The 16940-nt window shown below is 60.5% G+C and carries 19 protein-coding genes; 6 read left to right on the top strand and 13 right to left on the bottom strand.

Going from position 1 to position 16940, the window contains the following annotated elements:
* Positions 1-33 precede the first annotated feature (33 nt).
* Together RHSP_RS04780 and RHSP_RS04775 are read right to left on the bottom strand one after the other, a co-directional pair.
* A complete protein-coding gene (locus tag RHSP_RS04780) occupies positions 34-810 on the bottom strand; it encodes a tRNA1(Val) (adenine(37)-N6)-methyltransferase (RefSeq protein WP_004109876.1) in 777 nt (258 codons plus the stop codon).
* Positions 811-818: 8 nt separating this feature from the next.
* The gene (locus RHSP_RS04775; RefSeq protein ID WP_004109874.1) at positions 819-1049 is read right to left on the bottom strand and encodes a putative signal transducing protein; all 231 of its coding nucleotides are present in this window, start codon (positions 1047-1049) and stop codon (positions 819-821) included.
* Positions 1050-1157: 108 nt separating this feature from the next.
* Here RHSP_RS04775 and RHSP_RS04770 point away from each other — a divergent pair, with 108 nt between their 5' ends.
* The 4 genes from RHSP_RS04770 to moaB all read left to right on the top strand — a co-directional run bounded on the left by RHSP_RS04770 (position 1158) and on the right by moaB (position 5628).
* Positions 1158-2174, top strand: a complete 1017-nt coding sequence (locus tag RHSP_RS04770; RefSeq protein ID WP_004109870.1) for a polyprenyl synthetase family protein — start codon at positions 1158-1160, stop codon at positions 2172-2174.
* A gap of 123 nt (positions 2175-2297) precedes the next feature.
* Complete coding sequence (locus tag RHSP_RS04765) at positions 2298-4151, top strand: tetratricopeptide repeat protein (RefSeq protein ID WP_037149773.1); 1854 nt, start codon at positions 2298-2300, stop codon at positions 4149-4151.
* An 8-nt stretch (positions 4152-4159) separates the two neighbouring features.
* Positions 4160-5074, top strand: a complete 915-nt coding sequence (locus RHSP_RS04760) for a 4-(cytidine 5'-diphospho)-2-C-methyl-D-erythritol kinase (RefSeq protein ID WP_004109864.1) — start codon at positions 4160-4162, stop codon at positions 5072-5074.
* Positions 5074-5628 (top strand): molybdenum cofactor biosynthesis protein B, encoded by a 555-nt coding sequence (gene moaB / locus RHSP_RS04755; protein ID WP_004109860.1) that lies wholly within the window; start codon positions 5074-5076, stop codon positions 5626-5628. The genes RHSP_RS04760 and moaB overlap by 1 nt, the downstream gene beginning before the upstream one ends.
* 32 nt (positions 5629-5660) lie before the next feature.
* Here moaB and RHSP_RS04750 read toward each other — a convergent pair whose 3' ends face one another.
* Together RHSP_RS04750 and RHSP_RS04745 are read right to left on the bottom strand one after the other, a co-directional pair.
* Positions 5661-5975, bottom strand: a complete 315-nt coding sequence (locus tag RHSP_RS04750; protein WP_004109858.1) for a hypothetical protein — start codon at positions 5973-5975, stop codon at positions 5661-5663.
* 178 nt (positions 5976-6153) lie between these two features.
* Entirely contained in the window at positions 6154-6672 is a 519-nt protein-coding gene (locus tag RHSP_RS04745) for a glycosyltransferase family protein (protein ID WP_004109856.1), read from the bottom strand.
* Positions 6673-6906: 234 nt separating this feature from the next.
* On the opposite strand from RHSP_RS04745, the gene RHSP_RS04740 reads away from it, so the two are divergent.
* Together RHSP_RS04740 and RHSP_RS04735 are read left to right on the top strand one after the other, a co-directional pair.
* The gene (locus tag RHSP_RS04740; RefSeq protein ID WP_004109854.1) at positions 6907-8064 is read left to right on the top strand and encodes a PA0069 family radical SAM protein; all 1158 of its coding nucleotides are present in this window, start codon (positions 6907-6909) and stop codon (positions 8062-8064) included.
* A 119-nt stretch (positions 8065-8183) separates the two neighbouring features.
* The gene (locus tag RHSP_RS04735; RefSeq protein WP_037149769.1) at positions 8184-8843 is read left to right on the top strand and encodes a ribonuclease HII; all 660 of its coding nucleotides are present in this window, start codon (positions 8184-8186) and stop codon (positions 8841-8843) included.
* Positions 8844-8852: 9 nt separating this feature from the next.
* Here the strand turns inward: RHSP_RS04735 and RHSP_RS04730 are convergent, their stop codons facing one another.
* The 9 genes from RHSP_RS04730 to RHSP_RS04690 form a co-directional block, all read right to left on the bottom strand.
* The gene (locus RHSP_RS04730; RefSeq protein ID WP_004109851.1) at positions 8853-9620 is read right to left on the bottom strand and encodes a phosphotransferase enzyme family protein; all 768 of its coding nucleotides are present in this window, start codon (positions 9618-9620) and stop codon (positions 8853-8855) included.
* Positions 9621-9747: 127 nt separating this feature from the next.
* Complete coding sequence (locus tag RHSP_RS04725; RefSeq protein ID WP_004109849.1) at positions 9748-10239, bottom strand: F0F1 ATP synthase subunit B; 492 nt, start codon at positions 10237-10239, stop codon at positions 9748-9750.
* A 3-nt stretch (positions 10240-10242) separates the two neighbouring features.
* Positions 10243-10836, bottom strand: a complete 594-nt coding sequence (locus RHSP_RS04720) for a F0F1 ATP synthase subunit B (protein WP_004109847.1) — start codon at positions 10834-10836, stop codon at positions 10243-10245.
* A 78-nt stretch (positions 10837-10914) separates the two neighbouring features.
* Positions 10915-11142: a F0F1 ATP synthase subunit C gene (locus tag RHSP_RS04715; protein WP_004109844.1), complete on the bottom strand. Its 228-nt coding sequence runs from the start codon at positions 11140-11142 to the stop codon at positions 10915-10917.
* A 66-nt stretch (positions 11143-11208) separates the two neighbouring features.
* Complete coding sequence (locus RHSP_RS04710) at positions 11209-11961, bottom strand: F0F1 ATP synthase subunit A (protein WP_004109840.1); 753 nt, start codon at positions 11959-11961, stop codon at positions 11209-11211.
* A gap of 78 nt (positions 11962-12039) precedes the next feature.
* Positions 12040-12384, bottom strand: coding sequence for an AtpZ/AtpI family protein (locus RHSP_RS04705; RefSeq protein WP_004109837.1), 345 nt, complete (start codon positions 12382-12384; stop codon positions 12040-12042).
* A gap of 308 nt (positions 12385-12692) precedes the next feature.
* On the bottom strand, positions 12693-13871 hold the full coding sequence (locus RHSP_RS04700) for a cell wall hydrolase (RefSeq protein ID WP_037149626.1): 1179 nt from the start codon (positions 13869-13871) through the stop codon (positions 12693-12695).
* 168 nt (positions 13872-14039) lie between these two features.
* Complete coding sequence (locus tag RHSP_RS04695; RefSeq protein ID WP_086005340.1) at positions 14040-15905, bottom strand: potassium transporter Kup; 1866 nt, start codon at positions 15903-15905, stop codon at positions 14040-14042.
* A 53-nt stretch (positions 15906-15958) separates the two neighbouring features.
* A complete protein-coding gene (locus RHSP_RS04690) occupies positions 15959-16936 on the bottom strand; it encodes a magnesium transporter CorA family protein (RefSeq protein ID WP_004109829.1) in 978 nt (325 codons plus the stop codon).
* Positions 16937-16940: the final 4 nt, after the last annotated feature.

Raw genomic sequence — 16940 nt, 5'->3', positions numbered from 1 at the left:
GCATTTCACGCCAGGATTTACGCGGGCGAGACCCTATCGGCGCGGATATGGAGCGCGGCCATTGTTCATGTCGTCAACGAAATCGGTGAATTTGTGCGTTCCCTGGCGATGCATGATCAGCGGCGCGCGCAGCGCCAGCCTCGCCCGAGATCCCTTGATCGCTGTCACCAGAATGCGCACCGCATTTTCGCCGTCACGCGGATGGATTGGCGTGATCTCGATGCCGCCGAAGCGACGGCCGCAGGCTGCAACGATCTCGCCGATCGATTCCGGGCGCGCAATCAGAGAAAGCTGACCGCCGGGGATCATGATGGCGCCCGCCGTGCGTATCCATTTCTCGAACAGCCCATCCGTCATGGCATGCGCCTCAGCCTTCAGCGCATCGGGCGTCAGTCGGTCGCTGGCGTCGTTGAAGGGCGGGTTCATGATGACGTGGTGGAAGCTGTCGTCGACGAGCCCCGCTTCGTTGCGGTCCTTGCCGGTCAGCGTCACGTCGGCTTCGATCACCGAGACACGGTCGGCAAAACGGCTATTTCCCGGCAGAAGCAGGCTCTTGCGGGCGAACTCGGCCATGTCGGGCGAGCGCTCAAACAGCACGACCTCAGCCCGATCGAGCCTGGACGCCACGGCCATTCCAGCCGCGCCTGCACCCGCACCAAGATCGGCGACCCTGATCGCTCGCTCGTCCGCCACAAGCGCTGCCAGCAGCATGGCATCCATGCCCGAACGATGCCCCCTGCCCTTCGGCTGGACGACATGGAAGGCGCCGCGATGGAAGGCATCTATCGTTTCGGAGGGGCTGCCGGCCATGGCGGATCTCAGGTCTTTGCCGGGCGCAGCTCGTCGCCGAGGCCGGCATCAATCAGGATGCGCCGCGCCTGATCGGCGCGCGCTTCTTCCACCAGAAAACGGCGCGGCAGCATGCCGAGCGAGCCCTCTAAAATGCTCATGGCCTGATCCGCAATGAAGCAATGAATTCCGGCATCCTTCATCAGACTCTCCGCAAATGAGAGGAGGACCGGGTCGTTGGTGCGGATCAGCTCGTGCATAAGCCTTAGAATTCCTGTCAAATTTATGCGACGAGACATTTCGCCTCTTGCCGCGTGTTTCGCCCCTTCTTATTGTGCTTTGCAGAAAATGAACAGGAGTCCGGATCGTTGGGCGTCGTGATACCGCTGGAAGAAAGCAAGAATAAACTGGCATCCATCAAGCCATTGGTGGATCTGACCAAGGCGGACATGGAACGCGTCAATCAGCTCATCCTGTCGAAGGCCGGCTCCGATGTGCAGATGATCCCCGAGGTTGCGGAGCATCTCATCTCCTCCGGCGGCAAGCGCCTGCGGCCGATGCTGACCATCGCTTCCGCCGCACTTTACAGCTATCAGGGCGACAATCACATCAAGCTTGCGACCTCGGTCGAATTCCTGCACACGGCCACGCTGCTGCATGACGATGTAGTCGATGAAAGCGACCTGCGCCGCGGCAGATCCACCGCCCGCATGATCTGGGGCAACCAGGCGAGCGTGCTGGTCGGCGACTTCCTGCTTGGTCAGGCTTTCCGCATGATGGTCGAGGTCGGCTCGCTCGAAGCGCTCGACGTCTTGTCGTCGGCCGCCTGCGTCATCGCCGAGGGCGAAGTGCTGCAACTCTCCGTTTCCAAGAACATGGAAACGACCGAGGACGATTATCTCTCGGTCATCCGCGCCAAGACTGCCGCGCTTTTTGCCGCTGCGGCCGAAGTCGGCCCGATCGTCGCCAATGCGGGCAAGGCGGAGCGCAATGCGCTGAAGTCCTACGGCACCAATCTCGGTCTCGCTTTCCAGCTCGTCGATGACGCGCTGGATTACGGCGGCAAGGCTGCCGATCTCGGCAAGAATGTCGGCGACGATTTCCGCGAAGGCAAGATCACGCTTCCCGTCATCCTCGCCTATCGCCGCGGCACCGAGAAGGAGCGCGCCTTCTGGCGCGATGCCATCGAAACCGGCAACAACAGCGACGAGAATCTCGAAAAGGCCCTGGGCTTGATCACGAAATACGGCGCGCTGGCCGACACAATTGCTCGTGCCATCCACTATGGCACCATCGCCCGCGACGCCCTGGCGCCATTGCCGGAAACGCCCTGGAAATCGGCACTTCTGGAAGTGATCGATTTCTGCATCGAACGCGTTAATTGATAGCGGCGGCCCGAATTTGTTGCAGCGCCGCTTCAAAAAAGCCATCCTGTTGTGAATCAGTTGACACGAATGCGTTATGCCGCCGGCGACTTCGCTGGCCGTCCCTCGATGAAAGGCTTTCTAATGCGGCAAAGACTTGCCATCCGTTTCCTCTCGGGCGTGGCCTTGGCGGCGGTCCTTTCGGTGTCCGCCCTGAGTGTCGCGCGGGCTGAGGACAAGCCGGCAAAGCCGGAGGTCAGCGCCCCCGTCGCCTTCGATCCGGATAGTGTCGATACTTTCGCAGGTGCTTTCCTGGCTGCCCGCACGGCCGATGTCGATCACGACTACGATACCGCCATCGCGCTTTACAAGAAGGCGCTGATGATCGACCCGGGCAATCCGGAAATTCGCCAACGGCTGATGATCTCGCTGCTTTTGAACGGCAATCTCGAAGAGGGCGTCAAATACGCCAACGAGCTGAAGAGCGACCCATCCGTCGAGCGCGTCACCACGATCGTGCGCGGCATGGATGCCATCCGCCGCCACGAATACCGGGCAGCGCAGGACATCCTGAAATATAACGGTCCGAACGATCTCGACCGGATGATGACCAACCTGCTTTCGGCCTGGGCCCGCGCCGGCGCCGGCCGCGGCAAGGAAGCGATCTCGATGGTCGACAAGATGAAGGGCCCTGACTGGTTCAACATCTTCAAGAACTATCATGCCGCCGCCATCGCCCTGACGATTGGCGATGTCAAATCGGCGCGCTCGCACCTGAACGACGCGGTCCTTGATAAGACCGGCGGCGCCACCGCTCCGGACACCTTCATGCGCGCCGTCATGGCGCTTGCACGCCTTGAAGCCAAGGCCGGTGACAAGCAGAAGGCCCTCGACGCGATTTCGGTCGGCGACAATCTCGTCAGCAACTACGCGCCGCTCAACGCGCTCCGCGCGAGCATCAGCAAGGGCGATACGCCCGACCAGCAGGTGACCAACGCCAGCGAAGGGGCAGCCGCAGTGCTCTTTAGCATCGGCGCGGCGCTGAACCGCGACGGCGCCGAAGATGTCGTCTCGCTCTATCTGCAGATCGCCAATTCGCTGGACCCGAAGGCTGCCGATACGCTGGTTCTGCTCGGCGGGCTGGCCGAAAAGCAGGAACAGACCGATCGCGCCATCGCCTTCTACAAGAAAGTGCCGGACAATTCGCCTATGGCCCGCATCTCCGAGCTTCAGCTCGGCCTTGCGCTCGCTCAATCCGGCAAGATCGACGATGCGCGCAAGCATCTGAAGGCGCTGATCGATTCCGATCCCAATGATGTCCGCAGCTATCTCGCCTATGGCAGCGTCCTTTCCGATGCCAAGGACTTCCAGGCCATGGCCGAGAACTACGACAAGGCCGTGCAGATCATCGGCCCCGTGCCGAAGCGCAGCGACTGGGCCGTGTTCTTCCAGCGCGGTATCGCTTATGAGCGGCTGAAGAAATGGCCGGAAGCCGAGCCGAACTTCAAGAAGGCCCTCGAGCTCAATCCTGATCAGCCGCAGGTGCTCAACTATCTCGGCTATTCCTGGGTCGACATGAACATGAACCTCGACCAGGGTCTCGACATGATCCGCAAGGCCGTCGAACTGAAGCCGGATGACGGCTACATCGTCGATTCGCTCGGCTGGGCCTATTTCCGCCTCAACCGCTTCGACGATGCGGTGAACGAGTTGGAGCGGGCAGCACAACTCAAGGCCGGCGATCCCACGATCAACGATCATCTCGGCGATGCCTATTGGCGCGTCAACCGCAAGCTGGAAGCCGTCTACCAGTGGAATCGGGCACTGGCTTCGAAGCCGGAAGAGGCCGAAATTCCGAAGATCAAGGAAAAGATCGAGAAGGGCCTGCCTGCGCTCGACGCCGACTCGAAGACGGTCGACAAGACCAAGCAGCCCGATCCGGCACCGGCTCCCTCGCCTGATTCGAAAGCGCCGGCTCCGGTCGACAAGAAGTCCTAAGACTTGTCATGAACGCGGTCTTGGCAACGGGCGAATTCGACCTCACGGAGGAAGCGCCCGCGAAGATCAACCTTGCGCTGCATGTCACCGGTCGCCGCGCCGACGGCTATCATCTGCTCGACATGCTGGTGAGCTTTAGCCGCCATGGCGATCGCCTCGGTTTTCGCGCGAGCGAGCATGACCAATTCAGTCTTTCCGGACGCTTCGGCCCGCTTCTTTCCGCCGATGCCGAGGCGGGCGGCAATCTCGTGCTCAAGGCGCGCGATTTGCTGCGCCAGGCGGCGCATGCAGCGGGTTTCGATGCGCCTGCTGTCCATATCCATCTGGAAAAAAACTTGCCGATCGCCTCGGGCATCGGCGGCGGCTCGGCGGATGCTGCCGCGACGCTGCGCGGGCTGATGCGGCTATGGCGCCTCGTCTTGCCGGAAGAAAAGATCAGCGCCATCGCCTTGAAGCTTGGCGCCGATGTGCCGATGTGCCTTGCCAGTAAGCCGCTGGTGGCGCGCGGGATCGGCGAGGCGATCGAGTTGCTGCCGGCATTTCCCGCCTTTCCCATTATCCTCGGCAATCCGCTCGTCGGCGTCTCCACGCCAGAGGTCTTCCGCCAGCTGGCCCGCAAGGATAATCCGCCATTGCTGTTTCCGTCGCAGATGCCGCAGGGACATGGCGAATGGATCGACACGATCCGAAATCTACGCAACGACCTCGAACCATCGGCCCGCTCGATCTGCGGCGATATTTCGGTGCTTTCCGGCCTGATCGAAAACCAGTCCGCGATCGTAACGCGCATGTCCGGCTCCGGCGCGACGTGTTTCGGCATCTTCGCTGATATTGAACAGGCGAAGGAAGCGGCCGCTTCGCTTCGCAGACAAAAGCCGGACTGGTATTTCCAGGTGACGGAGACGATTGCGGGAGACGCATGATGGCAGGTTCAGTCAGCGAAAGACCCTTCATTCCCGTCGGCATCGCCGTGCTGACCGTTTCCGACACGCGCACGCTCGCCGACGACAAATCCGGCGACACGCTGGTTGCACGCATCACGGACGCCGGCCACAGGCTTGCTGCTCGCGCCATCGTTCCCGACGACAAGGAGCGCATCCGCGCACAGGTGGAAGCCTGGACGAAGAACGATGCGATCGACGTCGTGATCACCACGGGCGGCACGGGCTTCACCGGCCGCGATGTCACGCCCGAGGCGCTGGAGTCCCTGTTCGAAAAACGCATGGACGGCTTTTCCGAGGTTTTTCATCGCATCTCCTACGACAAGATCGGCACGGCGACGATCCAGTCGCGGGCAACCGGCGGTGTCGCCAACGCCACCTTCATCTTCGTGCTGCCCGGCTCCCCCGGCGCCTGCAAGGATGCCTGGGACGGCATACTCAAGGCTCAGCTCGACTACCGCCACATGCCCTGCAATTTTGTGGAGATCATGCCGCGTCTCGACGAACATCTGAAGCGCGGCGCCGGCTCCAAGTAAGCTCTGCTGGTTCGCAACGCTTCGCCGGGACGCTATGCTTTCTGCCCAGGCAAAACAGGAATTGATTCCCAGCTCTCGCCGCTGAGGATGATGCAGCTGCGGCCGGAGGCGTCGCTCAGCATCAGCGTCCAGTTGCCGCTATCGGCAGCATAGATTTCAACGATCGTGTTGGGATCCAGCTTGCCGACGGCCGAAAGCCTTTCGGAGAGGTGGTCTCTGAGGAAGACGACGATATCGACGCGCTTGGCGCAGGCGAGTATCGCCTGGGAAGCGGCTACGCCGGGATAAAGGATTGCTGCTGCCACAAGGGCCATTGCCGCGAGGCGTGTTAGCATCGTGCGTTTCATGACGCACCTCCTTTCGCCGATTTCCCGGCGGGCAAGGAGTATTCTGCTGACCTATTCCGCCGCATATCGGCATTTCATGGTCGGCCGCCCGACGCGACACGCGAGAGGTGCCGCCACAAAAGAATTATCGCAGCTATTTGCAGCTTTTCAAATGAAATCTCGGATTGGGCAATGCGCTCTATCGCGCTGCGCGCGCTACCCAGGAGGGAATGAGCTCGCTTGAAAGTCGCCGCCCCTTCTGGCCCTTGGCGAATTCGGTCAGCCGCATGCCTGTTCTGGCAACGGAAATCGCGTGATGTTTAGAAAGCAGCAGGCCCAGCTCCAGCGGCGAAGTGGCGCGGCCAATTCTCTGCAGAAATGGCCGCCGATAGCCCCGCGAAGCGGTAAAACGGGCCGGAACCCTGTTTAGAGAGACATATTCGGCGATCTCATCGATCCAGCCCGCCTGCGGCCGCGCGCCCGGCTCGACAAGCAGCAGCCATTCGCCGCGCACCGAACGCAATATGTCCTTGATATCCCACTGCGAATAAAAGCGGCAGCCGGCTGCATCCGCAACCTGTGGTGTGCCGTCGCTGCTGTCGTGATCGAGCACGACCACATCGCTGACCAGCCCCTCAACCGCGCCCGCCACCAATACCGCCAATGTCTGCGCCAGCTCGGGTTCGTGATCCTGGCATTCGATGATTACCGTCAACATTGCCCATTTATAGAGCGGCGCACAATTTATTGCCAGCGCTTAAGCCGCAACCTCGGTTGTTTGAGCAAGGGTTTATGCATGGATGTGACCGGCTCCCCATAAGGTCGGGGAGATATTGCACGACTGCCGTGCGTGTTCGATATTTTTTGTTCTTGCAATGTTCTCATTTGTTGGATAGGAATTTAATCATCTTAGAAGCGGCCTGCTATGGCATGAACCGCGCTGGAGCTACCGATGAACGAGCAGTCCCTCGCAGGGCAGGCCGCTTTCGCGCCTTCCAATACGGCAGACGTTGCCAATGCTTTGATCGCCGATGCCGGTCTCAGGGTCGACGCCGAACGCCGGCGCGGGCGCGGTGCCGGATTGAATCCGAGCGGCCGGTTCGAACCGCAGCAGCGCGAGGCCTTCGACGACGGCTGGCAAAGCTGGGAGGAGCTCCCGCCCTTCAAGACCGAGGTGCAGGTAGAAAAGCCGCGCACCGCGATCACCCGCAACGAATCGCCCGATATTCCCTTCGATCGCTCCATCAATCCGTATCGCGGCTGTGAACATGGCTGCATCTACTGTTTCGCGCGGCCGACCCATGCCTATATGGGCCTATCGGCGGGTCTGGATTTCGAATCGAAGCTGTTTGCCAAGCCGGATGCGGCAAAGCTGCTTGAACGCGAGCTGGCAAGGCCCGGCTACAAGCCGCGTGTCATCGCCATCGGCACCAATACCGATCCCTATCAGCCGATCGAGAAGGAATGGCGGATCATGCGCCAGATCCTCGAAGTGCTGAACAGGGCGAACCATCCCGTTGCCATCGTCACGAAATCGGCGCTGGTCATGCGCGATATCGACATTCTCAGGGACATGGCCGCCAAGAACCTGGTGCGAGTGGCCTTGTCGGTGACGACGCTCGACCGCAAGCTGGCACGCGCCATGGAGCCGCGGGCCGCAACGCCGCCGCGGCGGCTGGAGGCAATCCAGGCCTTGAACGAGGCCGGCATTCGCACCTCGATCATGGTGGCGCCGATCATTCCGGCTCTCAACGACCACGAGATCGAGCGTATCCTCGATGCCGGCAAGGCCGCCGGCGCGCAGGAGGCAAGCTATGTGATCCTGCGGCTGCCGCTCGAGGTCAGCCCGCTGTTTCGCGACTGGCTGCTGCAGCACTATCCCGACCGCTATCGCCACGTCATGGCGCTGATCCGCTCGATGCGAGGCGGCAAGGATTACGACGCCGAATTCGGCAAACGCATGAAGGGCGCCGGTCCCTATGCCTGGCAGATCAGCCGGCGCTTCGAAATGGCGACGCGGCGGCTTGAGCTTATCCGGCGCAACATCGCATTGCGCGACGACATCTTCGTGCCGCCGGACGGCAGCGGCGTCCAGCTGTCGCTGCTCTGACCTTTCTATTCTGGCCTTCCTCGCGGGTTTTCCCTGTACCCGCCGGAAAAGCCCCCTGGTTCGCCGCTCTGATCCACCGGGGGCTTGCAGGAGATCGGGTGGTGTGCGAGCTTCGCCGCATGCCACGCCGCACATCACCCGATTCTCCCATGCTCTTCGACGAGGGGCCGATCGTTCCGACCTTCGAGCTGGAGCTGATCGCCCGACGCGCTGGTCATTGGCCGGTTGCCGGCGCCGACGAGGCTGGCCGCGGGCCGCTCGCAGGGCCAGTCGTGGCAGCGGCGGTTATTCTCGATCCCGACCGTATTCCGCAGGGATTGAACGATTCGAAGCAGCTGACCGCCGCCAAGCGAGAGGCGCTGTTTGCCGAAATCCTCGCAACGGCGACGGTTTCCATCGCCTCCTCAAGCGCTACCAGCATCGATAGGACTGACATCCGCAAGGCAAGCCTCGATGCGATGCGCCGTGCTATTTGCGGCCTGGCGACGCCGGCAAGCTATGTGCTGACCGATGGCCTCGATGTGCCCTCGGGTCTCGCCTGCCCCGGAAAGGCCGTGGTAAAGGGCGATGCGCGCTCCTTTTCGATCGCCGCAGCCTCGATCGTTGCCAAGGTCACGCGTGACCGGATGATGGCGCGCGCGGGCATTGTGTTTCCCGCCTATGGCTTTGCCGCCCATGCAGGATACGGCACGGCGCAACACCGCGCGGGCATCGAACAGCATGGCCCGTGCTCTCTGCACCGCATGAGCTTTCGGCCTCTGAAGAAGGAAGCTGTCTAAGGCAGCGCCTCATTCGCAGAGCCCAGCAATGATCTCTGACGACCATTTCGATACATAGGCGATGTCGAGACGGTAGATGCGATCGTGCCCATCCTGCAAGTTACGGCGGTATCTCTCGACGCCGCGGGCCGCCTCCTGCTCCATGAAGGTCAGCAATGCTTGCAGTCGCGCAATAATAGTGCTCGGTATCAGGGCGCGTTCGGCGAGGGGCAAGCCGTAGGCATCCACAAAGACGCGGGCGCGCCGGATTTGATCACTCAGCCCGCTCAGACCCGCCACACGGATCTCCGAAGACAATGGTGCCCAGCGATAGATGGCATAGGCCAGATCCCAGCATCGTGAGCCGGGATGAGCCGTCTCGAAATCGATGATGCCCGTCACCTCGCCATCGTTCAAAACGACGTTGTAGGGGGCGAAATCCCCGTGGCAGATGACCTCCTCTCCCGACGCGCGGGTTGGCAACTGCCATATGCCATCCGCTGCGAGTTCACGGAGAAATAGCGTAGTACAATCATGATAGCGCCGAAGGAGTGACGCTGCGGATCGCAACGCCCGTTCGGAGCGCATCACTTCATCGCCGTCGAGGTCGCCGGTCGTCCCGGGCAGATAGGCTACCCTCTCCCAGCCCGCATCAACCCCCAAAGGTAGCGGCGCGGCAGCAAATCCATGTCGCCGCAGAGCGTCCAACAAGGCATGAATGCTCGCTGTCCATGGGCGAACCGGTCGAAAGACAATGTCGCCCTCGCGAAATGGTCCCTGATCGTTCGATGCGTGCATCTGCTGCCCCCCGAGCCCCATGACGGGATCTAGGCGCGCGAACCTCTTTCGTCAAACACCAAAAAAGCAGCAATTAAACAAAAAACCCCGCCGAGGCGGGGCTTTCAAAGCATGATTTCTCACACGCTTAGTTCAGGCGGGTCTTCACTTCGTTGACTGCGTCGTTGAAGAGACCGGATTGAACGTTTCCGTCGGCCTTTTTCGCGAGCACGGTTTCAGCAGCGGCGATCGCCAAATCGACGGCGGCGGACCGAACCGCCTTCATCGCATCGGCTTCTGCCTGCTTGATCTTCTGCTCGGACAGAGCCGTACGGTTGGCGACGAATTCCTCCGTCTTCTTGCGGGCTTCCGTCGTCAGCATCTCGGCTTCGCGCTCGGCAGCGGCAACGATATTTGCTGCCTCAGCCTCGGCTTCCTTACGCTTGCGCTGATATTCGGCCAGCAGGTGCTGGGCTTCTTCGCGCAGGCGCTTTGCTTCTGCCAGTTCGTTGCGGATCTGGTCGGCGCGGTCGTCCAGCGACTTTGCCATCATGCCCGGAACCTTCAGATAGACGATCAGGCCGAGGAAGATGATGAGAGCGACAAAAGCGAAGAAAGTTTCGTCAAGACCGAATGTCATGGATCAACCCTCCTGCTTTGCGGATACTGCAGCGACGGCCGATGCGACATCGGCCTTGCCGGCGACGTTGCCAACGAGCTGCTCGACGACGGCAGAAGCCGTCTCTTCCGCAATCGCGCCGACATCGCCAAAGGCCTTCGCCTTGATCTCGGCGATGCGAGCCTCAGCGGCCTTGAGCTTTTCGGAAAGGCTTGCTTCGATCGTCTTGCGATCTTCCTCAGCCTTTGCCTTGGCGGCATCGCGGGCGGTCGCGCCGATAGAATTTGCCTTGGTGCGCGCAGCAGCCAATTCGCTTTCGTAGGTCGCTACGGCAGCGTCGGCCTCGGCCTTCAGACGCGAGGCTTCCTCTATATCCTGGGCGATACGGTCATGCCGGCTCTCCAGAATATTGCCAACGCGCGGAATGACGATCTTCTGCATGGCCACGTAGAAGATAACGAAGGTGATCACCAGCCAAAGCAGCTGTGACGGATACGTCGTATGGTCGAACGGCGGGAAAACGCCGGCGTGATGGCCTTCATTCGGCGCACCCGTTGCCGTGTGCACCGCACCGGCGGCCGGCGGTGCTTCGTCAGCATATGCCGGGGTCACAAACATGCTCACCTCCAGGTGGTCTGCAAATACAAAGAATCACGGCTCGCTGCCCGCGAACCGTGATCTATGACGCCGCTGATATCAGACGGCGAAGAGCAGGAGGAGAGCGATGAGCAGCGAGAAGATGCCCAGAGCTTCCGTAACGGCGAAGCCGAATACCAGACGGCCGAACTGGCTGTCAGCGGCAGACGGATTGCGCAGTGCGCCGGACAGGTAGCTGCCGAAGATATTGCCGAGGCCGAGAGCCGTGCCGGCCATACCAAAGCAAGCCAAACCTGCGCCGATGAACTTTGCTGCTTCCGCGTCCATGTTGAACTCCTTTGAAATGGTTGTGCGGTGAATGACTGACGCCCTTAGACGCCAATGTCTTTATCCTTAGTGGCCACCCGGGTGAACTGCGTCGTTGAGGTACATGCAAGTCAGTACCGCGAAGACGTAGGCCTGGAGGAAGGCGACAAGGAACTCGAGACCGGTTAGGGCGACGGTCATGATGAGGGGAAGGATTGCACCACCGATGCCGAGCGCGCCGAGGGCTCCAAGCGAGGCGACGAAGCCTGCGAACACCTTCAGCGTGATATGACCAGCCAGCATGTTGGCGAAAAGACGAACGGAGAGCGAAATCGGCCGGGACAGGAAGGAGATGATTTCGATCACCACCACCAGCGGCAGGAGAATGCCCGGAACACCATGCGGCACGAACAACTTGAGGAAGCCAAAGCCGTGCTTGATGAAGCCGTAGAGAATGACCGTCAGGATAACCAGCAGCGCCAGCGCGAAGGTGACGATGATCTGGCTGGTGACGGTATAGAAATAGGGAACCATGCCGAGCAGGTTTGCCGTCAGCACGAACATGAAAAGCGAGAAAACCAGCGGGAAGAACTTCATGCCCTTCGTCCCCGCCCCTTCCTTCAGCATCGAGGCGATGAACTCATAGGCCATTTCCGCAACGGACTGAGCGCGGCTCGGGATAACGCTGCGCGCAGCGCTGGCATAATAGAGAAAGCCGGCAGAGATCACTGCGGAGGCAACCATGAACAGGGAAGCATTGGTGAACGAAAAATCAATTCCGCCGATATCGATCGGGATAATCTTGAAGATCAGGAACTGATGGGTAGGTCCGTTTGCCACCGCTTGTTCTCTTTCATTTTTCCGCTCGAGCGAGCGGATGCCTCTCACCTGGAAACAGCGCCGCAGCGTTGCTCCCGCTCATTTCTTGTCCGGCCGACGCTCTTCGAGCACTGGTGTCGCCACCTTGCCTGCGGAGCGCAGCACATTCAGTACACCGGCACAGAATCCGAGAAGCAGCAAGATAATCATGCCCCACGGCGCCGTGCCGACAAAACGGTCTAAAACGTAGCCCAGAACGGCACCCACGATGATGGCGGCAATGAATTCACTGGAAAGCTTCATCGCCTGAGCGTAGCCTTTACGGCCTTCCTCGACGCGAACCTCCCTGCCTTCATCCTCTCTCATCGCAGAGCGCTTGCTTGCCAATTCGGCATCCAACTGCGCTCGACGCTGTTCCAGACCCTCGTCGCGGTCATCCGTCATGATGATGCCCTCCCTTTCCGTCGCGCGCTATCCCAATCCCCGGTCAACGCGCAAACGAACAGCAGGTTTCGCCACCTTTCGGCCCGTTTTGAAGTCGCGCGCAACATAGTTTTAGGAAAAAGCATAGTCAAGGCGTAGACAGCATCTGTCCAGCCATAAATTAGCCCAATTAAATCATGACCTTAAACTGAAAGGACCGTCATTAGCGAAAACTGAGCCGAAGAATCCTCTTCAGCCCAGGCTTTGCTGCGGCTTTTTCGCCAGCCATGCGAACGCTCAATGGGCGGCAATTCGCAGCTCCGGCCGCCTCAGCTCCAGCCGCCGCCATAGGTCCGATAGAAGATGTGCATGCCTATGCGGCCGACCTTTACCATTTCGGCTGCCCATTTCGGCCTGACGTAGACGGCATGATAATGGGTGGCGGATCCAACTTCGGGCAACCAGATCTTGCCGGCGGTGACCGCCATGGCAACCTGGCGGGCGATATGCCAGTGCTCCGGCGAATTGACCCGCTTCTTGATGTTGTCGCAGGCAAACGAGAACTGGCAGGCATTGTGCCAATCCTCATTCTGATAGACAACGCCGCAGATGGTCTTGGGATAGGCCGGGTTGCGGACGCGATTGAGAATGACCTGGGCGACGGCTGCCTGTCCCTTCACCGCTTCCCCGCGCGCCTCAAAATAGATGCCTGTCGCAAGACATTGCTGTTCGTCCGAGGAGAACACCGAGGGCGGCAGGACATTGGCGGCCCAGGAATGATCCTTCGGTCCGATCTGCGGCACGAAACGACCCTGGCCATCCTGATCCTTGGCAAGGATGGAATCAAAGGGAGAGGTGCGGGCATAATCCGGCGCCGGCGACGCATAGGCGGCCGCGAGAATATCGGCATTCTGATTGGTGACCAGATTGGCCAGGTAGGTCGGCACGCTGTCATCCGGCTTCGGCGGCTGCTTCTTGTAGAAGGCAGTAGCGATCTGGATTTCCTTGCCGCCGAGCTTCGGTTTCAGGAAAGCGGTGCGCCCGCCGGTCTCGGACGCGGGACGGAGCAGCATGCTGTCACGCTGCAGCACGGAGCCGGCGGAAAAATCCTTCGGCGGCTGCATCGGCGCGACGGCAACCACCCGGCCCTTCTTTGCCTGACGGTTGATGCGCTCCTCGTCCGGCCTGGGGTCGCTGCCCTTCCGCTCGGACTGGAAAGCGACGCGGCTTCCATCCGGCAGTGTGAGGCCGCCATCGCCGATGGCTGCGGCCGCACTTGCATCACCAAAGGCGAGTTCCGCCTGATGGGTGGAACCGGCCGGTGAATTGGTCATCACCATGCGCCAGTTGGCCCCTTCCCTGTCTATGCCCGCAAGCAAACCGGCAAGATCGCCGTAGGCGGCCGGAGATGGAAAGATCAGCCAGGCGCAAAGCCCGAAAACGGCTGGAGATATCCAATTCTCGGGCAGGAACCGCAATTTTCGGCTGACATAACGCGAACGAGACAACACCGGACTCCAAACGGCACTCGAAACCAGGAGCCGGAATAATCTCCCATTAACCTTGATGGATGGTTAATTCGGGCAGGGATGTGTCACGAACGTGGCGGGCGTAAACCAGGAAAAGGCCCGGCGGATGTCCGCCAGGCCTTTCAGCAAGCAACGATAGCGTCCGTATCAGATGATGACGTGCGAGCCCAGTTCCACCACGCGGTTGGCCGGCAGGCGGAAGTAGTCGGAGGGATCGGTCGCGGCATTGGCGAGCGCGATGTAGAGCCGGTCCTGCCAATGCGGCATGCCCGATTTCGCATCCGGCACCAGCTTGCGGCGGCCCAGATAGAAAGAGGTCGACATGATGTCGAACTTCAGGCCCGTCTTGCGTAGCATTGCCAACGCCTGCGAGACGTTCTGCGATTCCATGAAGCCGAAGCGCAGCTCGACGCGCGAGAACCGTTCGGAAACCTTTTCGACCGAATAACGATCTTCTTGGGCGACGCGCGGCTTGTTGGTGGTGCGGATCGTCAGGATGACGTTCTTGTCGTGCAGAACGTGGTTGTGCTTCAGATTGTGCAGCAGCGCGGCCGGCGCCGATTCCGGATCGCTGGTCAGGAAGATCGCCGTACCCGGCACATATGCCGGCGAGTGATCACTCTTGCGCTCGATCGAGCTGACGAAGGACGACAGCGGGATGTCGGTGTGGCGCGTCTTTTCCATCAGGATCGAGGTGCCGCGGCGCCAGGTCCACATGATGACGGTAAAGGCCGTTGCGATCGTCACCGGAACGTAGCCGCCGTCGTGGATCTTCAGCAGGTTGGCGCCGAGGAAGACGAATTCCAGCAATACCAGCGGCGTCAGCACGGCGGCAGCCATCGGCAGCGACCAGTTCCAGCGAACCCGGACGAATTCGAAGGCCATGATCGAGGTGACGACCATCGCGCCGGTGACCGAAATGCCATAAGCCGTCGCCAGCGCATCCGACGTCTTGAAGCTCAGCACCAGGAAGATGACGCCGAAGAACAGGACGGTGTTGACCGACGGCAGGAAGATCTGGCCGGTATTGGTCTCGGAGGTAAACAGGATTTCCATGCGCGGCAGGAAGCCGAGATGGATGGCCTGCCGCGTGAGCGAGAAAGCACCCGTGATGACCGCCTGGCTGGCGATGATCGTCGCGAGCGTGGCGAGAATGACCACCGGCAGGATCGCCCAATGCGGATACATCAGGAAGAACGGATCGGACATGGCTTCGGGCTGGCGCAGCACCAGGGCGCCTTGGCCGAAATAGTTCAGGGTCAGCGACGGGAACACCAGCACGAACCAGGCCCACTGGATCGGGCGGCGGCCGAAATGACCGAGGTCGGCATAAAGCGCTTCCGCACCCGTCACGGTCAGGAACACCGCGCCCAGCACCACGATGCCGAGAAAGCCCTCGCGCAGAAGAAAGCTGATCGCGTACCAGGGATTGAGCGCTGCCAGAATGCTGTAGTCATCGGAAATGTGCATGATGCCGGCAAGGCCCATGACGATGAACCAGAGAGCCGTGATCGGGCCGAAGAAGCGGGCGACCGCGCCGGTGCCGTGCGACTGGATCGCGAAAAGCAGCGCCATGATCGCGACCGATATCGGCACGATATAGTCCGACAGCTGCGGCGTGACGAGTTTTAGACCTTCGACCGCCGAAAGAACCGAAAGCGCCGGCGTGATCATGGCGTCGCCGAGGAACAGCGCCGCGCCCAACAGGCCCAACAGCATCAGAATGGCGGTATGGCCATTCGCCGTCTTCATCAGGAGGGCCAGCAGCGACAGCGTGCCGCCTTCGCCGTCATTGTCTGCACGGAGCAGAAAAAGGACATATTTGATCGTGACGATGATGGTCAGCGTCCAGAACATCAGCGAGATGACGCTGATGACTTCGCCGCGGGTCAGCCCGTCGGCGGCCACCGGCTTCAGCGCTTCGCGAAAGGCATAGAGGGGGCTTGTGCCGATATCGCCATACACTACACCGATCGAACCGAGGGCCAGGTAGGCAAGCTTACGAGCGTTCATCGTCCCGTCGGGAGAATGATTGGTTTCGTTAGACATTCAGGATCACTAGACTCTCAGAGCCAGCCTTTCCAGCGAAAAAAGAAAAACGGGACGATGGCGGATACGACCATCAGCGTCAACGAAGCCGGGTAGCCGTAGGCGAAGTGCAGTTCGGGCATACGCTCGAAATTCATGCCATAAACGGACGCCACGAGCGTTGGCGGCAGAAACACCACGGATGCGATCGAGAAGATCTTGATGATGGCGTTCTGCTCGATATTGATCAGTCCGAGCGATGCATCCAGCAGGAAAGTGATGTTGCCTGCGACGAAAGAGGCATGCTCCGACAGAGACTGAACATCCCGCGACACATTGCGGCAGAGTTCTCTGGCTTCAGAGTCCTGCTGCATTGCGGGGATGGTAGAAAGGAAGGTCAGCAGCCGGGACAGGGAACTCAGGCTGTCACGTACTTTGCTGATCGTACGGTGATAGCTAGCGATGTCCTTGAGCTTTTCTTCCAGATAATTCGACGGGCGGCGGATCTTCTTCAAGCGATCGCCGAAGACGTGCACCGACAATATATCGATACCGGCCGCTGCCTGTTCAAGCACCTCGGCCGTACGGTCGACGATCGTTTCCAAAAGCTTGGCAAGGAGCGCCACGCCCGTGCGCCGCTCCTGCGGAATTCGCTGCAGCGCCGCGATGAACAATGCGAAGGATTTCGGCCGTGCGTAGCGAATGGTGACCAGCCGGTCTCCCGTCAAAATGAAAGCGACATCGGTCAGCATCGGCAGATTGGTGTCGGCCTTCCACAGCAGCGATCCGGTCAGGAAAACCGAGCTGTTCTCGATATAGAGGCGGCTCGACGGCTCAATATCCTTCATGTCTTCGCGCGTCGGCACTTCGAGCCCAAGCAGGCGCTCGATGTTGGCTTCCTCCTCTCGCGAGGGCTCGACCATGTCGATCCAGACGGCATTGTCGGGCAACCGGGCCGCGACCGAGAGATCGGGAAGCTCAAGCGGCCTGGAATCTGAGCAATAGGCAGTAATCAACTGC

It is taken from the genome of Rhizobium freirei PRF 81, from assembly GCF_000359745.1.
GTDB lineage: Bacteria > Pseudomonadota > Alphaproteobacteria > Rhizobiales > Rhizobiaceae > Rhizobium > Rhizobium freirei.
This window is presented reverse-complemented; position numbering and strand designations above follow the sequence as displayed.

What these genes read in the sequence shown, in the direction of transcription:
- RHSP_RS04780 (WP_004109876.1), bottom strand. Translation starts at nt 810, where the DNA reads ATGGCCGGCAGCCCCTCCGAAACGATAGATGCCTTCCATCGCGGCGCC.
- RHSP_RS04775 (WP_004109874.1), bottom strand. Translation starts at nt 1,049, where the DNA reads ATGCACGAGCTGATCCGCACCAACGACCCGGTCCTCCTCTCATTTGCG.
- RHSP_RS04765 (WP_037149773.1), top strand. Translation starts at nt 2,298, where the DNA reads ATGCGGCAAAGACTTGCCATCCGTTTCCTCTCGGGCGTGGCCTTGGCG.
- RHSP_RS04760 (WP_004109864.1), top strand. Translation starts at nt 4,160, where the DNA reads ATGAACGCGGTCTTGGCAACGGGCGAATTCGACCTCACGGAGGAAGCG.
- moaB (WP_004109860.1), top strand. Translation starts at nt 5,074, where the DNA reads ATGGCAGGTTCAGTCAGCGAAAGACCCTTCATTCCCGTCGGCATCGCC.
- RHSP_RS04750 (WP_004109858.1), bottom strand. Translation starts at nt 5,975, where the DNA reads ATGAAACGCACGATGCTAACACGCCTCGCGGCAATGGCCCTTGTGGCA.
- RHSP_RS04745 (WP_004109856.1), bottom strand. Translation starts at nt 6,672, where the DNA reads ATGTTGACGGTAATCATCGAATGCCAGGATCACGAACCCGAGCTGGCG.
- RHSP_RS04740 (WP_004109854.1), top strand. Translation starts at nt 6,907, where the DNA reads ATGAACGAGCAGTCCCTCGCAGGGCAGGCCGCTTTCGCGCCTTCCAAT.
- RHSP_RS04735 (WP_037149769.1), top strand. Translation starts at nt 8,184, where the DNA reads ATGCCACGCCGCACATCACCCGATTCTCCCATGCTCTTCGACGAGGGG.
- RHSP_RS04730 (WP_004109851.1), bottom strand. Translation starts at nt 9,620, where the DNA reads ATGCACGCATCGAACGATCAGGGACCATTTCGCGAGGGCGACATTGTC.
- RHSP_RS04725 (WP_004109849.1), bottom strand. Translation starts at nt 10,239, where the DNA reads ATGACATTCGGTCTTGACGAAACTTTCTTCGCTTTTGTCGCTCTCATC.
- RHSP_RS04720 (WP_004109847.1), bottom strand. Translation starts at nt 10,836, where the DNA reads ATGTTTGTGACCCCGGCATATGCTGACGAAGCACCGCCGGCCGCCGGT.
- RHSP_RS04715 (WP_004109844.1), bottom strand. Translation starts at nt 11,142, where the DNA reads ATGGACGCGGAAGCAGCAAAGTTCATCGGCGCAGGTTTGGCTTGCTTT.
- RHSP_RS04705 (WP_004109837.1), bottom strand. Translation starts at nt 12,384, where the DNA reads ATGACGGATGACCGCGACGAGGGTCTGGAACAGCGTCGAGCGCAGTTG.
- RHSP_RS04695 (WP_086005340.1), bottom strand. Translation starts at nt 15,905, where the DNA reads ATGAACGCTCGTAAGCTTGCCTACCTGGCCCTCGGTTCGATCGGTGTA.